Source organism: Rhodococcus sp. ACT016, from assembly GCF_050477185.1.
In the GTDB taxonomy this organism is placed as follows: Bacteria; Actinomycetota; Actinomycetes; order Mycobacteriales; family Mycobacteriaceae; genus Prescottella.
The window spans coordinates 3,146,708-3,161,280 of record NZ_JBEAET010000001.1; the positions used below are offsets into that span (position 1 = coordinate 3,146,708).

At 67.6% G+C, this 14,573-nt stretch carries 12 protein-coding genes; 5 read left to right on the top strand and 7 right to left on the bottom strand.

Features of this window, described 5'->3' with window-relative positions:
- Nucleotides 1-10: 10 nt before the first annotated feature.
- Nucleotides 11-4,123: a molybdopterin-dependent oxidoreductase gene (locus tag ACQ5DX_RS14455; protein WP_430335666.1), complete on the bottom strand. Its 4,113-nt coding sequence runs from the start codon at nt 4,121-4,123 to the stop codon at nt 11-13.
- 217 nt (nt 4,124-4,340) lie between these two features.
- Nucleotides 4,341-4,553 (bottom strand): TOBE domain-containing protein, encoded by a 213-nt coding sequence (locus ACQ5DX_RS14460; RefSeq protein ID WP_430333271.1) that lies wholly within the window; start codon nt 4,551-4,553, stop codon nt 4,341-4,343.
- A gap of 245 nt (nt 4,554-4,798) precedes the next feature.
- On the opposite strand from ACQ5DX_RS14460, the gene modA reads away from it, so the two are divergent.
- Nucleotides 4,799-5,584 (top strand): molybdate ABC transporter substrate-binding protein, encoded by a 786-nt coding sequence (gene modA, locus ACQ5DX_RS14465; protein ID WP_430333272.1) that lies wholly within the window; start codon nt 4,799-4,801, stop codon nt 5,582-5,584.
- A gap of 79 nt (nt 5,585-5,663) precedes the next feature.
- Here the strand turns inward: modA and ACQ5DX_RS14470 are convergent, their stop codons facing one another.
- On the bottom strand, nt 5,664-7,079 hold the full coding sequence (locus tag ACQ5DX_RS14470; protein ID WP_430333273.1) for a DUF4185 domain-containing protein: 1,416 nt from the start codon (nt 7,077-7,079) through the stop codon (nt 5,664-5,666).
- A 349-nt stretch (nt 7,080-7,428) separates the two neighbouring features.
- On the opposite strand from ACQ5DX_RS14470, the gene gdhA reads away from it, so the two are divergent.
- Nucleotides 7,429-8,772, top strand: coding sequence for an NADP-specific glutamate dehydrogenase (gdhA, locus tag ACQ5DX_RS14475; RefSeq protein ID WP_430333274.1), 1,344 nt, complete (start codon nt 7,429-7,431; stop codon nt 8,770-8,772).
- Nucleotides 8,773-8,839: 67 nt separating this feature from the next.
- On the opposite strand, the gene ACQ5DX_RS14480 is transcribed toward gdhA, so the two are convergent.
- From ACQ5DX_RS14480 to ACQ5DX_RS14490, 3 genes are read right to left on the bottom strand one after another with little or no spacing between them, the layout of a single operon-like run.
- Nucleotides 8,840-9,052, bottom strand: a complete 213-nt coding sequence (locus tag ACQ5DX_RS14480) for a hypothetical protein (protein ID WP_430335667.1) — start codon at nt 9,050-9,052, stop codon at nt 8,840-8,842.
- 14 nt (nt 9,053-9,066) lie between these two features.
- A complete protein-coding gene (locus ACQ5DX_RS14485; protein ID WP_430333275.1) occupies nt 9,067-10,257 on the bottom strand; it encodes a fatty acid desaturase family protein in 1,191 nt (396 codons plus the stop codon).
- A 33-nt stretch (nt 10,258-10,290) separates the two neighbouring features.
- On the bottom strand, nt 10,291-11,382 hold the full coding sequence (locus tag ACQ5DX_RS14490) for a ferredoxin reductase (RefSeq protein WP_430335668.1): 1,092 nt from the start codon (nt 11,380-11,382) through the stop codon (nt 10,291-10,293).
- Nucleotides 11,383-11,526: 144 nt separating this feature from the next.
- On the opposite strand from ACQ5DX_RS14490, the gene ACQ5DX_RS14495 reads away from it, so the two are divergent.
- Together ACQ5DX_RS14495 and ACQ5DX_RS14500 are read left to right on the top strand one after the other, a co-directional pair.
- Nucleotides 11,527-12,156 (top strand): TetR family transcriptional regulator, encoded by a 630-nt coding sequence (locus ACQ5DX_RS14495; RefSeq protein ID WP_430333276.1) that lies wholly within the window; start codon nt 11,527-11,529, stop codon nt 12,154-12,156.
- A gap of 21 nt (nt 12,157-12,177) precedes the next feature.
- Nucleotides 12,178-13,023 (top strand): alpha/beta fold hydrolase, encoded by an 846-nt coding sequence (locus ACQ5DX_RS14500; protein WP_430333277.1) that lies wholly within the window; start codon nt 12,178-12,180, stop codon nt 13,021-13,023.
- Here ACQ5DX_RS14500 and ACQ5DX_RS14505 read toward each other — a convergent pair.
- On the bottom strand, nt 13,016-13,594 hold the full coding sequence (locus ACQ5DX_RS14505) for a TetR/AcrR family transcriptional regulator (RefSeq protein WP_430335669.1): 579 nt from the start codon (nt 13,592-13,594) through the stop codon (nt 13,016-13,018). The genes ACQ5DX_RS14500 and ACQ5DX_RS14505 overlap by 8 nt on opposite strands.
- Nucleotides 13,595-13,686: 92 nt before the next feature.
- On the opposite strand from ACQ5DX_RS14505, the gene ACQ5DX_RS14510 reads away from it, so the two are divergent.
- Complete coding sequence (locus tag ACQ5DX_RS14510; protein ID WP_430333278.1) at nt 13,687-14,532, top strand: acyl-CoA thioesterase; 846 nt, start codon at nt 13,687-13,689, stop codon at nt 14,530-14,532.
- The last annotated feature ends 41 nt before the right edge of the window (nt 14,533-14,573 follow it).

A 14,573-nucleotide genomic window follows, 5' to 3' on the forward strand; every position in this document is an offset into this window, starting at 1 on the left:
GCCTTCGCCGTCAGTACACGTCACGCACGTAGCGCTTCTCGGCGGCGAGCGCCTTGACGTAGGCCTCGGCGCTGCGGGGTGCGAGCCGGCCGTGTTGCGCGACGATCCCGCAGAGTGCGTGATCGACGTCGCGGGCCATCCGGCTCGCGTCGCCGCAGACGTAGAAGTGGGCACCGTTCTGCAGCCATGCCCACAGTTGGGCGCCGCGTGCGCGCATCCGGTCCTGGACGTAGACCTTGTCGGCCTGGTCCCGGGAGAAGGCCAGGTCGAGTTCGGTGAGCACTCCGTCCCTGAGCAGTTCCTCGATCTCCTCGCGGTAGTAGAAGTCGGTGGCGGCGTGCTGTTCTCCGAAGAACAGCCAGTTCGGTCCGGTGTGACCGAGCGCGCGCCGTTCGTGCAGGAAGGCGCGGAACGGCGCGATGCCGGTGCCGGGTCCGACCATGATCATCGGGGTGTCGGAGTCCGCCGGGGGTCGGAAATGGCGCGACTTCTGCACGTAGATACCGATGTCGTCGCGCTCGGCGTGGTCGGCGAGGTACGTCGAACAAACGCCTCGACGCGGGATGCCGACGACGTTGTACCGGACCGCCGAGACGGTCAACTGCACTTCGCGGGGGTTCTCCTTGGGACTGGACGAGATGGAATACAGCCGCGGCTGAAGGGATTTGAGAACAGTGAGCCACTCGTCGACGGAGGCGCGGACGGGGTGCTGGGTGAGCAGGTCGAGGGATTGGCGGCCCCACGACCAGTCGTCGAGCAGCACCTTGTTCGCGGGCTTCATCAGCTCGGCCAGGTAGTCGTCGCCGGTCCGCTCGTGGACGAAGGCGAGCAGGTCCCCCGTGATGCGGGTAATCTCCAGTCTTTCGGCCAGCGCGGTGCGCAACGTCATCGCACCGTGGTCGGCGAGCTCGACGGTCGCCTCGCCGTCGAGGCAGGTGACCGCGAGCCACTCGTCGACGAACGGTCCACTGTTGCGGGGCCACACTCCCAACGCGTCACCCGCCTCGTAGTCGAGGGTTCCCTGAGGAAGGTGGAACCCGAACTGCCGCACGTCTTTTGCCGATCCGGGCAACGACAGCGCGACATTGCGGATCAGTGAGGTGAGCAGCGGAGCCTTCCTGTCGAACCGGGGCGCCGCATCCGACGACTCCGACAGCGGTGCCGGCGATGACATGGTCGTGGCCGACGCGGGCCGCAGTGCGTCGGTCACCGCCGTGAGCCACGCGGCCGCGGCGTCGTCGTAGTCGGGCTCGCAGTCGACGCGATCGAGGATGCGGGTGGCGCCGAGTTCGGCCAGTCGGGCGTCGAGTCTGCGGCCGTGCCCGCAGAAGTCGTCGTAGCTGGAGTCGCCGAACGCAAGCACGGCGTAGCGGGTGTCGTCGAGCAGCGGTGCATCGTCGCCGGACAGGGCGTCCCACAGCACGCCGCCGTTGTCCGGCGGATCGCCGTCACCGTAGGTACTGGTGATCACCAGCAGCTCCTGGGTGCCCGCGAGGTCCGTGACGGAGAACTCGTCCATGCTCCGCAACACGACGGGGAGCCCCGATTTCGTGAGCGCGGCCGCACAGCCGGTGGCGATCTCCTCGGCGTTGCCGGTCTGTGAGGCCCAGACGACCACGATCGGCGGGCGTTCGGGCGTGGAATTGCTCATCGGCCCCGGCACCGAGGGCGCGGCGGCGCGGACCGGGGCGCGGGAGAACAGCCCCGCCAGCACCCCGTCCACCCACGCCCGGCTTCCCGGCTCGAGAGGGGCGTCGGCCGGCACCACCGGAACCCCGGGTGCGCTGCGGCCGGCGTCGGTCCGCAGTGCACTGAGCAGTCCGGCGACGTAGCGGCGTTCGAGCGGGCCCAATTCGAGTGCGGGTTCGTCGGTCACGCCGAGGAGGTCGGCGACGGTGTCGAGTCGAGACACGCTGATCTCCTGCGTCGAAGGTGGCGCGGCGGTGGTCGGCGATGCCTGCGCGGGCGCGCCGGGGGTCGTGGCGGTGGCGTCGCCGTCAGCGTTGGCATCGACCTTGACGAGATCGACTGCGCAGGCCTTGAACTCGGGCTGTCGGGAGTCGGGGTCGATGGCGTCGTTGGTGACGGCGTTGATGGCGAGGTACTCGCCGAAGACGTCGTTCCAGTGGAACGGGGCGAAGCAGTTCCCGGGCCGGACCCGGTCGGTGACGACGGCGGGCAGGACCGCGCGGCCGCGGCGGGATGCCACCTCGAGCCGATCCCCGTCGGTGATCGCGAGACGCCCGGCGTCCTCGGCGTGGATCTCGACGAACGGGCCCGGGTTGAGCTTGTTCAGCTTGGCGACCTTGCCGGTCTTGGTCATCGTGTGCCATTGATGCGCCAACCGGCCGGTGTTGAGCAGGAACGGGTAGTCGTCGTCGGGCATCTCGGCGGGCGGCATGTGCGGGCGCGCGAAGAACACCGCCCGTCCGCTCGCGGTGGGAAACGCGAGTCGCGGTGCGGTGCCGTCGCCGCGGACCAGAAGCGTCTGACTGACACCGTCGTTGAGGTAGCGGATCGGATGACGGTCGGTGTCGACCCCGGGCGGGCACGGCCACTGGATCGGGGTCTCCCGCAGCCGCTCGTAGGTGACACCGCGCAGGTCGTATCCGGTCCTCGGGTTCCAGAACTGCTTGATCTCCTCGAACACCTCCTCCGACGACGCGTAGGTGAAGGCCTGCGAATGGCCCATCTCGCAAGCGATCCGGGCGACGATCTGCCAGTCCGGGAGTGCCTGCCCCGGCGGATCGAGCGCCTGCTGGAACAGGGTGAGGGTGCGTTCGGAGTTGATCATCACTCCGTGCGACTCGGTCCACAGGGCGGCCGGGAGCAGGACGTCGGCGTAGTCGTTGGTCTCGGTGTCGAGGAACGCATCCTGGGTGACGACCAGTTCGGCCTCCTCCAGGCCGGCGAGCACCGTCTTGCGGTTGGCAACGGTGGCAACAGGATTGGTGCAGATGATCCAGCAGGCCTTGATCTCACCGTCGGCCATCCGGGAGAACATGTCGATCGTGCCGCCGCCGATCTCGCTGCGCAGAGATCCGCGGGGAATGCCCCACCGGTCCTCGACGAACCCCCGGTCGGCGTCGGACGTCACCGCCCGCTGGCCGGGCAGGCCCGGGCCCATGTAGCCCATCTCCCGGCCACCCATCGCGTTCGGCTGCCCGGTGAGCGAGAACGGTCCACTGCCCGGTCGGCAGATCGCGCCGGTCGCCAGGTGCAGATTGCAGATCGCATTGGTGTTCCAGGTGCCGTGCGTGCTCTGGTTCAGCCCCATCGTCCAGCAGCTCATCCAGTCGCCGGCCTCACCGATCAACTGCGCCGCGGTGCGGATGTCGGCCTCGGGGATGCCGGTGATCTCAGCAACCCGGTCCGGGGTGTACTCGGCCAGGAAGGGGGGCATCGCGTCCCAGCCCTCGGTGAAAGCGCCGATGAACTCGGGGTCGGTGTGCCCGTTCTCCACGATCAGATGCAGGAGACCGTTGAGCAGCGCCAGATCCGTGCCGGGCGCGATCTGCATGAACAGGTCGGCTTTGTCGGCGGTCGTGTTGCGGCGGGGATCGACGACGATCAACTTCGCGCCGGCCTTGACGCGGTCCATCATCCGCAGGAACAGGATCGGGTGGCAGTCGGCCATGTTGGCGCCGATGACGAAGAAGACGTCGGCCCCGTCGAAGTCCTGGTACGACCCGGGCGGCCCGTCCGCCCCGAGGGACTGCTTGTACCCGGTCCCGGCGCTGGCCATGCACAGCCGCGAGTTCGACTCGATCCACTTGGTGCCGATGAACCCCTTGGCCAACTTGTTCGACAGGTACTGAGCTTCGAGGGACATCTGCCCCGACACGTAGAGCGCGACGGCGTCGGGTCCGTGTTCGTCGACGATCGCCCGCAGTCGCAGGGCGGTCTCGGTGATCGCGGCGTCCATGTCGGCGGACTCGATCGGCGCACCCCGCGCCGGACGCCGGTGAGGCACCGTCATCCGGCCAGGGCCGGCGAGCATGTCGGCGGTGGTCGTGCCCTTGGTGCACAGCCGCCCGAAGTTCGTGGGGTGGCTCTTGCGGCCCGGGGACTTCACGACCCGGCGGCGCCCCGTCCCCGGGTCCGCGGCAATCTCGAGGACCATCCCGCACCCCACCCCGCAGTAGGCGCACAGCGTGTCCACGCTCTCGGTATCGGAGCCCACAGTTCGACCGTCCTCCTCTGCCGGTGACGCAACGGCTGAGGACGATCATCGGACCCGGATGTTTCCGCTCCTTCGATCCGATGTTGCGGGGTGATGACACTTTCCACCCGGCAGTGACGGTTCGGTTGTGCGCGATCGGAAACGTCGCAGGGCTCGGCTACTCGACGCCGAGCATCACCTCGGTGGACTTGACGAGCACCGTCGCCGCAACCCCGGGCTCGAGTCCGAGTTCCTCGACGGCTTCCTTGGTGATCGAGGCGGTCACGATCTGCTCACCGCCGTCCAACTTCACTTTCACCGTGGCCATGACCGCCCCGGGGCTCACCTCGGTGACCGTTCCGGTGAGCTGGTTCCTGGTGGACAGACGCATCGCAGACCCCCTCGATCGACGTGTACGACGTCGAACGGTAGCCGGGCATTCCGCCGACGACCGGCAGTTCGCAGATACCGGCCCCGATCCGGTGGAACCGACGCGCGGGGAAGATTCACATCGATTCCGCATGAGCGGTGCGATACCATCCGTGACTCCGCAACTGCGCCGAAAACGCCCTCGTGCGCCCGAATGTCAACGTCAACGGCGCGGTCGGCACCCCACCACAACCCAGGAGACGATTGATGAGGAAGATCTTCGGCACTGCTCTGATCGCACTGACGGCCACCTTCCTGGCCGCCGGGTGTTCGAGTTCGGAATCGTCGTCGGCGAACACGACCAGCGAATCTGGGGTCACCGGTGACATCACCGTGTACGCGGCCGCATCGTTGAAGAGCACCTTCACGCGGCTCGGCGAGCAGTTCGAGAAGGATCACCCGGGCACGAACGTCGAGTTCAGCTTCGCCGGATCGTCCGATCTCGTCTCGCAACTGAACCAGGGCGCACCCGCGGACGTCTTCGCGTCCGCCGATACCGCGAACATGACCAAGGCCGTGGACGCCGGGCTGGTCGAAGGCGCCCCCGTCAACTTCGCCACCAACACCCTCACGATCGTCACCCCTCCGGGAAATCCGCGAAACATCACGTCCTTCGCGGATCTTGCCGCGCCCGGTAACAAGGTCGTCGTCTGCGCCCCGCAGGTGCCCTGCGGGTCCGCGACACAGAAGATCGAAAACGCCACCGGCGTGACCCTCTCGCCGGTCAGCGAGGAATCCTCCGTCACCGACGTCCTCGGGAAGGTCACCACCGGACAGGCCGACGCCGGCCTGGTCTACGTCACCGACGCGGCTGGCGCAGGGAACGCGGTGACCACCGTCCCGTTCCCCGAATCCTCCACCGTGGTCAACACCTACCCGATCGCCGAACTGAAGAACTCGGGGAACAAGGCGACGGCAGAGCAGTTCATCGCGCTCGTCACCGGACCGGACGGACGCCAGGTCCTCGCCGACGCCGGCTTCGGCGCCCCCTGATTCGCCGAAAGACCGCTCGAACATGACAGCGGCCCGTCCCCGGTTGTCGGGGACGGGCCGCTGTCATGACGTCAGGAACTCACTCCTCGACAGGAGTATCGAAACCGAGGAGCTTCTGCTCACCGGTCAGCGCCGGGTCCGGACGGTCGATCTGATCGGCGGCCGCCATCTTCATGGTGCTCAGATCGGTCTTCATGTAGATCACGTTGTACCGATCCCACGTCGTCAGCACGAAGTAGAGGTTCTTGTCCCTGTCCTTGTTCGACCAGGGATGCATGAATCCGCCGTACAGCGAGGGCAGCGTTACCCCGCTGATCAACGTCTGCGCGGCGCTCCAATTCACCAGATCCGGCGACTGACGAATCTTCAGTCCGCCCAAGTCCGTGTACATCGCGACGTATTGGTTCAGGTAGGGGTTCCACTGCACCGACAGCTCGCTGACCGCCGGCTCGATCACAGGCACGGCATCCTCGATGTTGGACGACCAGCCGGAACCCTTCCAGTACTCGTAACTGCCCATGTCGCGAATGTCGCCCGCTAGCACCCGCGCGAGCCGAGCGGCACCGGAACGCCCTGAGGGAGTGCCGAATTCGTAGACATACCCATCGCCACGGTTCGGAACGAAGGCGCTCATCTGCCAGTCCTCATTGCTCGGCGCGAACGCCGGCATGCCGTCGACCGGGGTCTTGAAGGCGTCTTCGCGATTGACCCGCACGGTCCGCGGATCCGTCTCCCAGGTCTCACCGTTGTTCGTCGAAACAGCGAGACCGGAGTAGTTCGTGGTCCACTCGCCCGGCGTGTCCCACGAACGAACCGACATCCACCGCACGTACTGCACACCGTCGACTGCCACACCACCGGTGGGGATGACCGTGAACTCGGGCCAGCCTCCCGGTTCGGACGAGAGCAGGCCCTGGATGACCTGCTTGGAGAACCCACGCGACGCCAACGGCGAGCTGTCGATCCGCATACCGTCGGACAGGTTGGTGTCGCCGCTCCGGAAGAGGACGTTGCTGCGCCATTGGTCGCCTCCGACGCCGCACGCGCCGACCGTGTCACCGAACAGCATCATCACGCCGCGGGCATCGCCGGTCTTGCCGTTGTCCCACATGATGCCGAGGTCGGTGCCGGAGACGCTGAAGCGTTCGATGCTCTTATTCGGGCTACCCGGCCCGGTGACCATCTCGAGAGCCTTGGTCTTGCCGGTCAGGATCGGCAGCGCACCGTCGGGCGAACCCGTGATCCACGGCAGCGAATTGGCCAGCGAACCCGTTGCGCTGCCGAGGCTTCCAGCACCCAGGCTGCCCATCAGGCTGCCGGTGAGGCCGGCGCTCCCCGAGCTACCCGAACTTCCCGAGCTGCCGACACTTCCGCCGCCGTTCTGCCCGCACGGCCCGCCAACTGCGACGGCCGGTGTCGCCATCGCGACCGACAGACCGACAGTCACCGCGGCCGCCGACAGCGCAGCGGTCAGCCCCCGATTCACTGCTCTCACAGACTGCTTCCTTCCGTACAGCGGGAGGCAATCCGTGCGCGGCCCATCGCGCTCTCCCCCCGAAGATGTGCATTGATCAACAGCACACCATGTCACAACCAAGAGATGGCCGGTACCGGTGTGATTGGTGTGAAAATTGAGACTACGCCGACTGCCGGGATCCCGGGCCTTTTGCCGGGATCGCGGCCGGGGTCCGATTCGCATCCGCCCAGGTCCCCAGGCCACGTAACACAATCTTCACACGTGGCTAATCTCACTTTCCCCAGGTAACCGTCGAATTCGACGCCCTGCGCGGACTAGCCTGTAACAGAAAGATTAATAACTGCTCACGGAATCAGGTAGGTGAAAGTTGTCTGTACGCGACCGCGTTGAGGAGATCTACAAGCAGGTACTCCTTCGCAATGCTGGCGAGCCGGAGTTCCACCAGGCGGTCGCCGAGGTCTTCGAATCGCTCACCGTGGTGCTCGATCGGCACCCCAACTACGCCGACGGCGCCCTGATCGAGCGTCTCTGCGAGCCCGAGCGGCAGATCATCTTCCGCGTTCCGTGGCAGGACGACAACGGAAACATCCACGTCAACCGTGGTTTCCGCGTGCAGTACAACAGCGTGCTCGGCCCCTACAAGGGCGGCCTGCGCTTCCACCCGAGCGTCAACCTCGGCATCGTCAAGTTCCTCGGCTTCGAGCAGATCTTCAAGAACTCCCTCACCGGCCTGCCCATCGGCGGCGGCAAGGGCGGCTCGGACTTCGACCCCAAGGGCAAGTCCGAGGCCGAGATCATGCGCTTCTGCCAGTCGTTCATGACCGAGCTGCAGCGCCACATCGGCGAGTACACCGACGTCCCGGCCGGTGACATCGGCGTCGGCGGCCGCGAGATCGGCTACCTGTTCGGCCAGTACAAGCGCCTCAACAACTCCTACGAGTCGGGCGTCCTCACCGGCAAGGGCCTCACCTGGGGCGGCTCGATGGTCCGCAAGGAGGCCACCGGCTACGGTGCCGCGTACTTCGTCGCCGAGATGATGGCCGCCAAGGGCGAGTCCATCGAGGGCAAGAAGGCCGTCGTGTCCGGCTCGGGCAACGTCGCCATCTACGCCGTCGAGAAGATCCACCAGCTCGGTGGCACCGCGATCGCGTGCTCCGACTCGTCGGGCTACATCGTCGACAACAACGGCCTCGACGTCGACCTGCTCAAGGAGATCAAGGAGGTCCGTCGCGGCCGCATCTCCGAGTACGTCGACGAGCGCACCGGCGCCCAGTTCTTCCCGGGCGGCAACATCTGGAACGTCCCGTGTGACATCGCGCTGCCGTGTGCAACGCAGAACGAACTCGACGACGTCTCCGCGAAGACCCTGGTGAGCAACGGCGTCAAGGCCGTCGCCGAGGGCGCCAACATGCCCACCACCCCCGGTGGCATCGCGGTGTTCCGCGAGGCAGGCGTTGCCTTCGCTCCCGGCAAGGCCGCCAACGCCGGTGGCGTCGCCACCTCGGCACTGGAGATGCAGCAGAACGCCTCGCGCGATTCCTGGAGCTTCGCCTACACCGACGAGCGCCTCGAAAAGATCATGCGCGGCATCCACAAGCGCTGCTCCACCACGGCCGAGGAGTACGGCAAGCCGGGCGACTACGTCCTGGGCGCCAACATCGCCGGCTTCGTGAAGGTCGCCGACGCCATGTTCGCCATGGGCGTCATCTGATCTACCCACGCACGGGATCGGGCCCGGCACCTTTCACAGGTGCCGGGCCCGATTTCTTTGTACCGCTTCAGCTCTCGTCGGACGCTGTCCGCTCGCGATCCTCGCGGGCCTTCTGCGCCGCCTCACGCATCTCGATCCCGTCGGTGATCCAGTCCCCCACCTCCCGGGTGACGTCCCGGACCGCGCCCGCGATGATCACTGCGATTCTTCCGACGTGTGTGGCCGCAGACTCGGTGAGCTCCTGCACCGTATCCTTGCCCCGCTCGAACTTCCCCACCATGTCCGACGTGCCTCTCATGCAGCGGTTTTCCGACGCTCGACGATAACACCGCGAGCCTGCTCGCGGCCGACGAGTGAGGGCGGCAGTGCCAGCCGGACGATCTTCGCCCACACGGTGCCGATCTGACGGAAGAATCCCCCGGTGTTGTACGGCAGGCCGTAGCGCTCGCACAGTTCCCGTACCCGCGGCGCCATCTCCGGGTAGCGATGCGCCGGGATGTCCGGGAACAGATGGTGCTCGATCTGGTGCGACAGGTTGCCGGACATGATGTGGAACAGCGGACTGCCGGTGATGTTCGCACTGCCGAGCATCTGCCGCAGGTACCACTGGCCGCGCGTCTCGTCCGCGGTCTCCTCCTCGGTGAAACTCTGCACGCCCGAGGGGAAATGGCCGCAGAAGATGATCGAGTACGCCCACACGTTGCGGACGACGTTCGCGGTCGCGTTGCCGAGCAGCGTCGAGACGAACAGCGGTCCCGTCAACGCCGGGAACAGCGCGTAGTCCTTGAGGACCTGGCGTCCGGCCTTGCGCCACCATCCCCGCACGAGCGGCTTGACGTCGGCCCAACTTCGATTGCCCCGGATCACGTTCTCGGCCTCGAGGTCGTGCAGCATGACGCCCCACTCGAATCCGAACATCAGCGCAGTCGCGTACAGCGGATTACCCAGATAGTAGGGATTCCAGCGCTGCGCGTCGTCCATCCGCAGGATGCCGTAGCCGATGTCCCGGTCGCGTCCGACGATGTTCGTGTACGTGTGGTGCATGTAGTTGTGGGAGTGCTTCCACTGGTCGGCGGGGCACACGGTGTCCCACTCGAACACCCGCGAGTTCAGACCCGGTTCACGCATCCAGTCGTACTGACCGTGCATGACGTTGTGCCCGATTTCCATGTTGTCGAGGATCTTCGAGACCGACAGCGCACCCACGCCGGCCAGCCAGAACGGCGGCAGGAAGCCGAGGTACATCAGCCCGCGACCGGCCACCTCGAACCCTCTCTGCGCCTTGATGATCCGGTAGATGTACTCGCGATCGGTCGCGCCTAGGTCGGCAACCACCTCCGCCCGCAGCGCGTCGAGCTCACGCCCGAGCGCCTCGACGTCGTCGTATCCGATCACCGTGAGCTCGTCTCGAGGTTCGTGGTCGCGAGCCCCGAACCGCACGAACCCGGGCATCGACAGGAACCCGGGAAGACTGATTCCGAACATGGTTTCTCCTCTTGGGTCGTGGCACCGGCACGGTCAGACGTCGATCTCGACGTCACCGACCGGCGCGGAGATGCACAGCTGGATCGGCTGGTCCGGGTCGTCGTGCGTGTCGCCGGTGCGAACGTTGCGGGTGCGACCGGAGCGCTTGACCGCGGTGCACGAGAAGCAAATCCCCATCCGGCAGCCGTACTCGGGCTGCAGGCCCGCCGCCTCGGCCTGCTCGAGCAGGGTCGCACCGGTGTTCGCCGCCACGACGCCACTGCGCGCGAAGGACACCGCGCCGTCGGCGGGTCCGGCCGGCACCGGGGGAACGAGCCGGAAGCACTCGGTGTGCATCTGTTCACCGAATCCGTCGGCATCGAGCAACTCCCGGAGAGCGTCGGTGAGGGCGTCGGGGCCGCACACGAACACCTCCGAGTCGGCCCCCAGCCACGGGGCCACGCCGCGCAGATGCTCGCGACACAGACGCCCCTCGGTCGACGTCTCGACGATTCGAACGGCAAGGTTGTCACGCGCCTCACCGAGCGCGCTCAACTCGCCGAGCACCGGAACGTCCGCGAGTGTCCGCGTGTAGTGCAGGAAGGCGATCCGGCCGGGAAACTCCTCGCGGACGAGGGTCCGCACCATCGCCAGCACCGGCGTGATCCCGCTGCCACCGCTGACGAGCACCACCTCCCGCGGCCGAGGCTCCGGGAGCACGAATTCCCCTGCAGCCGAGGACAGATCGACGACCATCCCCGCGCGGGCCTCACGGACCAGGTATTGCGAGACGAGCCCACCGGGGTGCGCCCGCACGATCAGTTCGACCGCGTCACGCGACGCCGGCCGCGCCCCCGTCGGCGAGTAGCACCGCGTGTGGCGCACCCCGTCGATCACCACGCCGACCTGCACGAACTGCCCGGCCTCGGCGCCCCGCCATCGCCGCGACGGACGCAATTCCAGCACGACGGAGCCCTCGGTCGGGCGCATGACCCGCACGATGCGGGCGCGCACCTCACGCACGGTCGCCATCGGATCCAGGAGTTCGAGGTAGCGGTCCACCGCATGCGGCGTGACCAACGCCTCGAACAGGGACGTGAGCGGTCGGAGCACCGCACCGCCGGAAGAACTCGCCGTCATGATCATCTCCTCACGAGAGATTTCAGTGCACACTCGTACACTGGATAGTGTGAACGCGACCACCCCCCGCCTGTCAATCCCACGGAAACGTGACCCCGGTCACCCCGGCGCTGCAGCGGACGCCGGCACCCGGTGCCTACACTCGACGCCGTGACCGAACCGGTGGAGACGCGAGCGCAGCGCAAGGAGCGCACGCGTCAGGCACTGCTCGACCGGGCACTCGAACTGCACGCCGACCGCAGTTTCGCGAGCGTGAGCCTGCGAGAGGTCGCCCGGGCCGCGGGCATCGTGCCGACGGCCTTCTACCGGCACTTCGCCTCGATGGACGAACTCGGCGTCGCGCTGGCTGAGGACAGCATGCGGGTGCTGCGTCGAATGCTGCGCGACGCGCGACGAAACCCGAGCACCGACAACGCCCGTGCATCGCTCGACATCCTCGTGCGCCAGGTGCACGCCCACCCGGCCGCGTTCCGATTCGTCGCCCGCGAGCGGTACGGCGGCGTATCGGAGGTGCGGCGTGCCATTGCCACCGAACTACGCCTGTTCGTCAGCGAGCTCACGATCGACCTGGGCCGCACGCCCGCGCTGGCCGATCGGGACGTCGAGGACCTCGAGGCAGCCGCAGACCTCATCGTCCAGGCGATGCTCGCTGTCGTGGCCGACCTGCTCGAGGTCGACCGTCCCGGCTCGGCCGGTGAGCGGGCGGTGATCGAGCGCGCCGAGAAACAGCTGCGGATGATCATGTTGGGCATCGGGAGCTGGAAACCCCCGCGCTCGTAACGGTTCCGCTACCGTGTCCCCATGACTGCAGAAGCTCGGATCGACCGAGTTCGCCTGGGCGACCTGACATTCGATGTCGCCGTCGCGGGACCGGACGACGGTACGGTGATCGTCCTGCTGCACGGGTTCCCCGAGAGCGCGGCGACCTGGCGGCCGATCACGCCGAGGCTCGTCGCCGCGGGCATGCGTGTCATCGCCCCGAATCAGCGCGGTTACTCCCCCGACGCCCGCCCACGGCCGGTCGAGGACTACCGCTTCGATCACCTCGTCGGCGACGTCGTCGGCCTGCTCGACGCCTACGACCTGCCGTCCGCGCACTTGGTGGGGCACGACTGGGGCGCGGCCATCGCCTGGCAGACCGCGGGACGCCACCCGAATCGGATCCGCAGTCTCACCGCCGTGTCGGTGCCGCATGCCAAGGCAATCGGGTGGGCTCTGCGCGAGGACGCCGACCAGAAGCGCCGATCCGGATACGTGGGACTGCTCCGCCAGGAGGGAACGGCCGAAGAGTATCTGCTCGAGGACAATTCGCGACGCCTACGCGCGGCGTTCGGTGAGGGCACCGCCCCGGACCTGATCGAGGAGCACGTACGACTGCTGTCGCAGCCCGGCGCGCTGACCGCGGCCCTGAACTGGTATCGGGCGCTGGTACGCGAGTTCAGTGACCTGCCACCGGTACGAGTGCCGACCACGTACGTCTGGGGCACCGCGGATCCGACGCTCGGCCCGGCGGCAGCGCGGCGGTGCGCCGAGTTCGTCGACGCGCCCTACCGATTCGTCGTCCTCGACGGCGCCGGCCATTGGATCCCCGAGGAGAACCAGGACGCCCTCGCCGACGCCGTCCTGGCACGGGTTGCACTCAGCTGACGGGCGTCACCAGCAGCACCTCGAGTTCGTCGACCACCGCCTCGAGCGGGTCCGACGTGCCCTGCGCCTGCGCCATCACCAGCGCGCCTTCGAGCGCGCTGACGACCAGCACCGACAGTGACGCCGCGCGATCGTGCGCGATGCCGTCGTCGACGAGGCTCGCCGCGATCAGCTCGCACCACTCGGTGAAGGTGGCCCCCGCCACCTCCCGGGCGCCGCGCTCGGTGCCGAGCGCGGCCGCGACGATCGGGCACCCGGCCGCGTAGTCGGTGGCCTCGAGGCCGCGCCGCCACAGGTCGACGAGCGAGCGCAGCGCCGACACGGTGTCGCCGGAGTCGAGGACCCGCGTCATGCCCCGTCCGAGATAGCCGGCGGCCGAGCGCGTCGCCTCCTCCACCAGCTGGGACTTCCCCCCGGGGAAGTGGTGGTAGATGGAGCCGCGTGGAGCACCGCTGTGGGCGAGCACGTCGGCGAACGACGTCGCCGCCACCCCCTGCTCGCGAATCAGTGCGACGGCGCTGTCGATCATCGCGGCCCGCGGGCCACCTGTGGGATCCTGCCGCCTCGCCATGTCCTCGCCCTTTCCGCCCGTCGTTCGGTTGCCGGTCCGTCCTATGTATGTTGTCATACTTAGAACCGGATCGTCACCCGTCAGGAGTCGTCGTGACCCAGATCGTCGCACCTACGCACCCATTCGACGCGGCCGTCGAACTCGCCTCCGAGGGGGGCTCACCCGACGCGTTCCGCGGACACACCTCCGCCGCGTACGCGAACATGGTCGGCCCGTTCGGCGGTATCACCGCCGCGACGCTGCTGAGCGCCGTCCAGCAGCATCCAGACTGCCTCGGCGATCCCCTGTCGTTGACCGTGAACTACGCGGGTCCCATCGCGGACGGCGAGTTCGAGATCGCCGCGCACCCGACCCGCACCAACCGGTCGACGCAGCACTGGAACATCGAGCTGATCCAGGACGGTGTCGTGATCACGACCGCGACCGCGGTGTTCGGCAACCGCCGCGACACCTGGTCGTCCACCGAGATCGCGGCACCCTCGGCGCCCGCCTTCGACGACGTTGCCGCACAGGCGTTCCCCGACTTCATCGCGTGGGCGCGCAACTACGAGCTGCGGTTCGTCGAAGGCGCGGTCCCCAATCCCGAAGACGACGCTGCCGGCTCCGACCTCGCCCAGCCGAGTTCGACCAGCACGCTGTGGATCCGGGACAACCCGCCGCGCCCGCTGGACTTTCCCGGACTCACCGCCCTGTGCGACGTCTTCTACCCGCGCGCGTTCCTGCGCCTGGGCCGATATCTGCCGGCGGGCACCGTGTCGCTCACGGTGTACTTCCACGCCGACGCGGCGATGCTCGCGGCGCAGGCCGACGACGCGGTCCTCGGCACCGCTCGCGCGCAGCGCTTCGGCAACGGCTACTTCGACCAGTCCGGCGAGATCTGGGGCCGCGACGGCGTCCTGCTCGCGACGACGCACCAGTTGGTCTACTTCAAGGACTGACCCTTTGGTGGCCGAATGTCACACGCGTTCAGTCGGACCGA

Excerpts from the sequence above, each read along its gene's own strand:
- ACQ5DX_RS14490 (WP_430335668.1), bottom strand. The coding sequence starts at position 11,382 with ATGATCATGACGGCGAGTTCTTCCGGCGGTGCGGTGCTCCGACCGCTC.
- ACQ5DX_RS14485 (WP_430333275.1), bottom strand. The coding sequence starts at position 10,257 with ATGTTCGGAATCAGTCTTCCCGGGTTCCTGTCGATGCCCGGGTTCGTG.
- ACQ5DX_RS14460 (WP_430333271.1), bottom strand. The coding sequence starts at position 4,553 with ATGCGTCTGTCCACCAGGAACCAGCTCACCGGAACGGTCACCGAGGTG.
- ACQ5DX_RS14500 (WP_430333277.1), top strand. The coding sequence starts at position 12,178 with ATGACTGCAGAAGCTCGGATCGACCGAGTTCGCCTGGGCGACCTGACA.
- ACQ5DX_RS14455 (WP_430335666.1), bottom strand. The coding sequence starts at position 4,123 with ATGGTCCTCGAGATTGCCGCGGACCCGGGGACGGGGCGCCGCCGGGTC.
- modA (WP_430333272.1), top strand. The coding sequence starts at position 4,799 with ATGAGGAAGATCTTCGGCACTGCTCTGATCGCACTGACGGCCACCTTC.
- ACQ5DX_RS14480 (WP_430335667.1), bottom strand. The coding sequence starts at position 9,052 with ATGGTGGGGAAGTTCGAGCGGGGCAAGGATACGGTGCAGGAGCTCACC.
- ACQ5DX_RS14505 (WP_430335669.1), bottom strand. The coding sequence starts at position 13,594 with ATGGCGAGGCGGCAGGATCCCACAGGTGGCCCGCGGGCCGCGATGATC.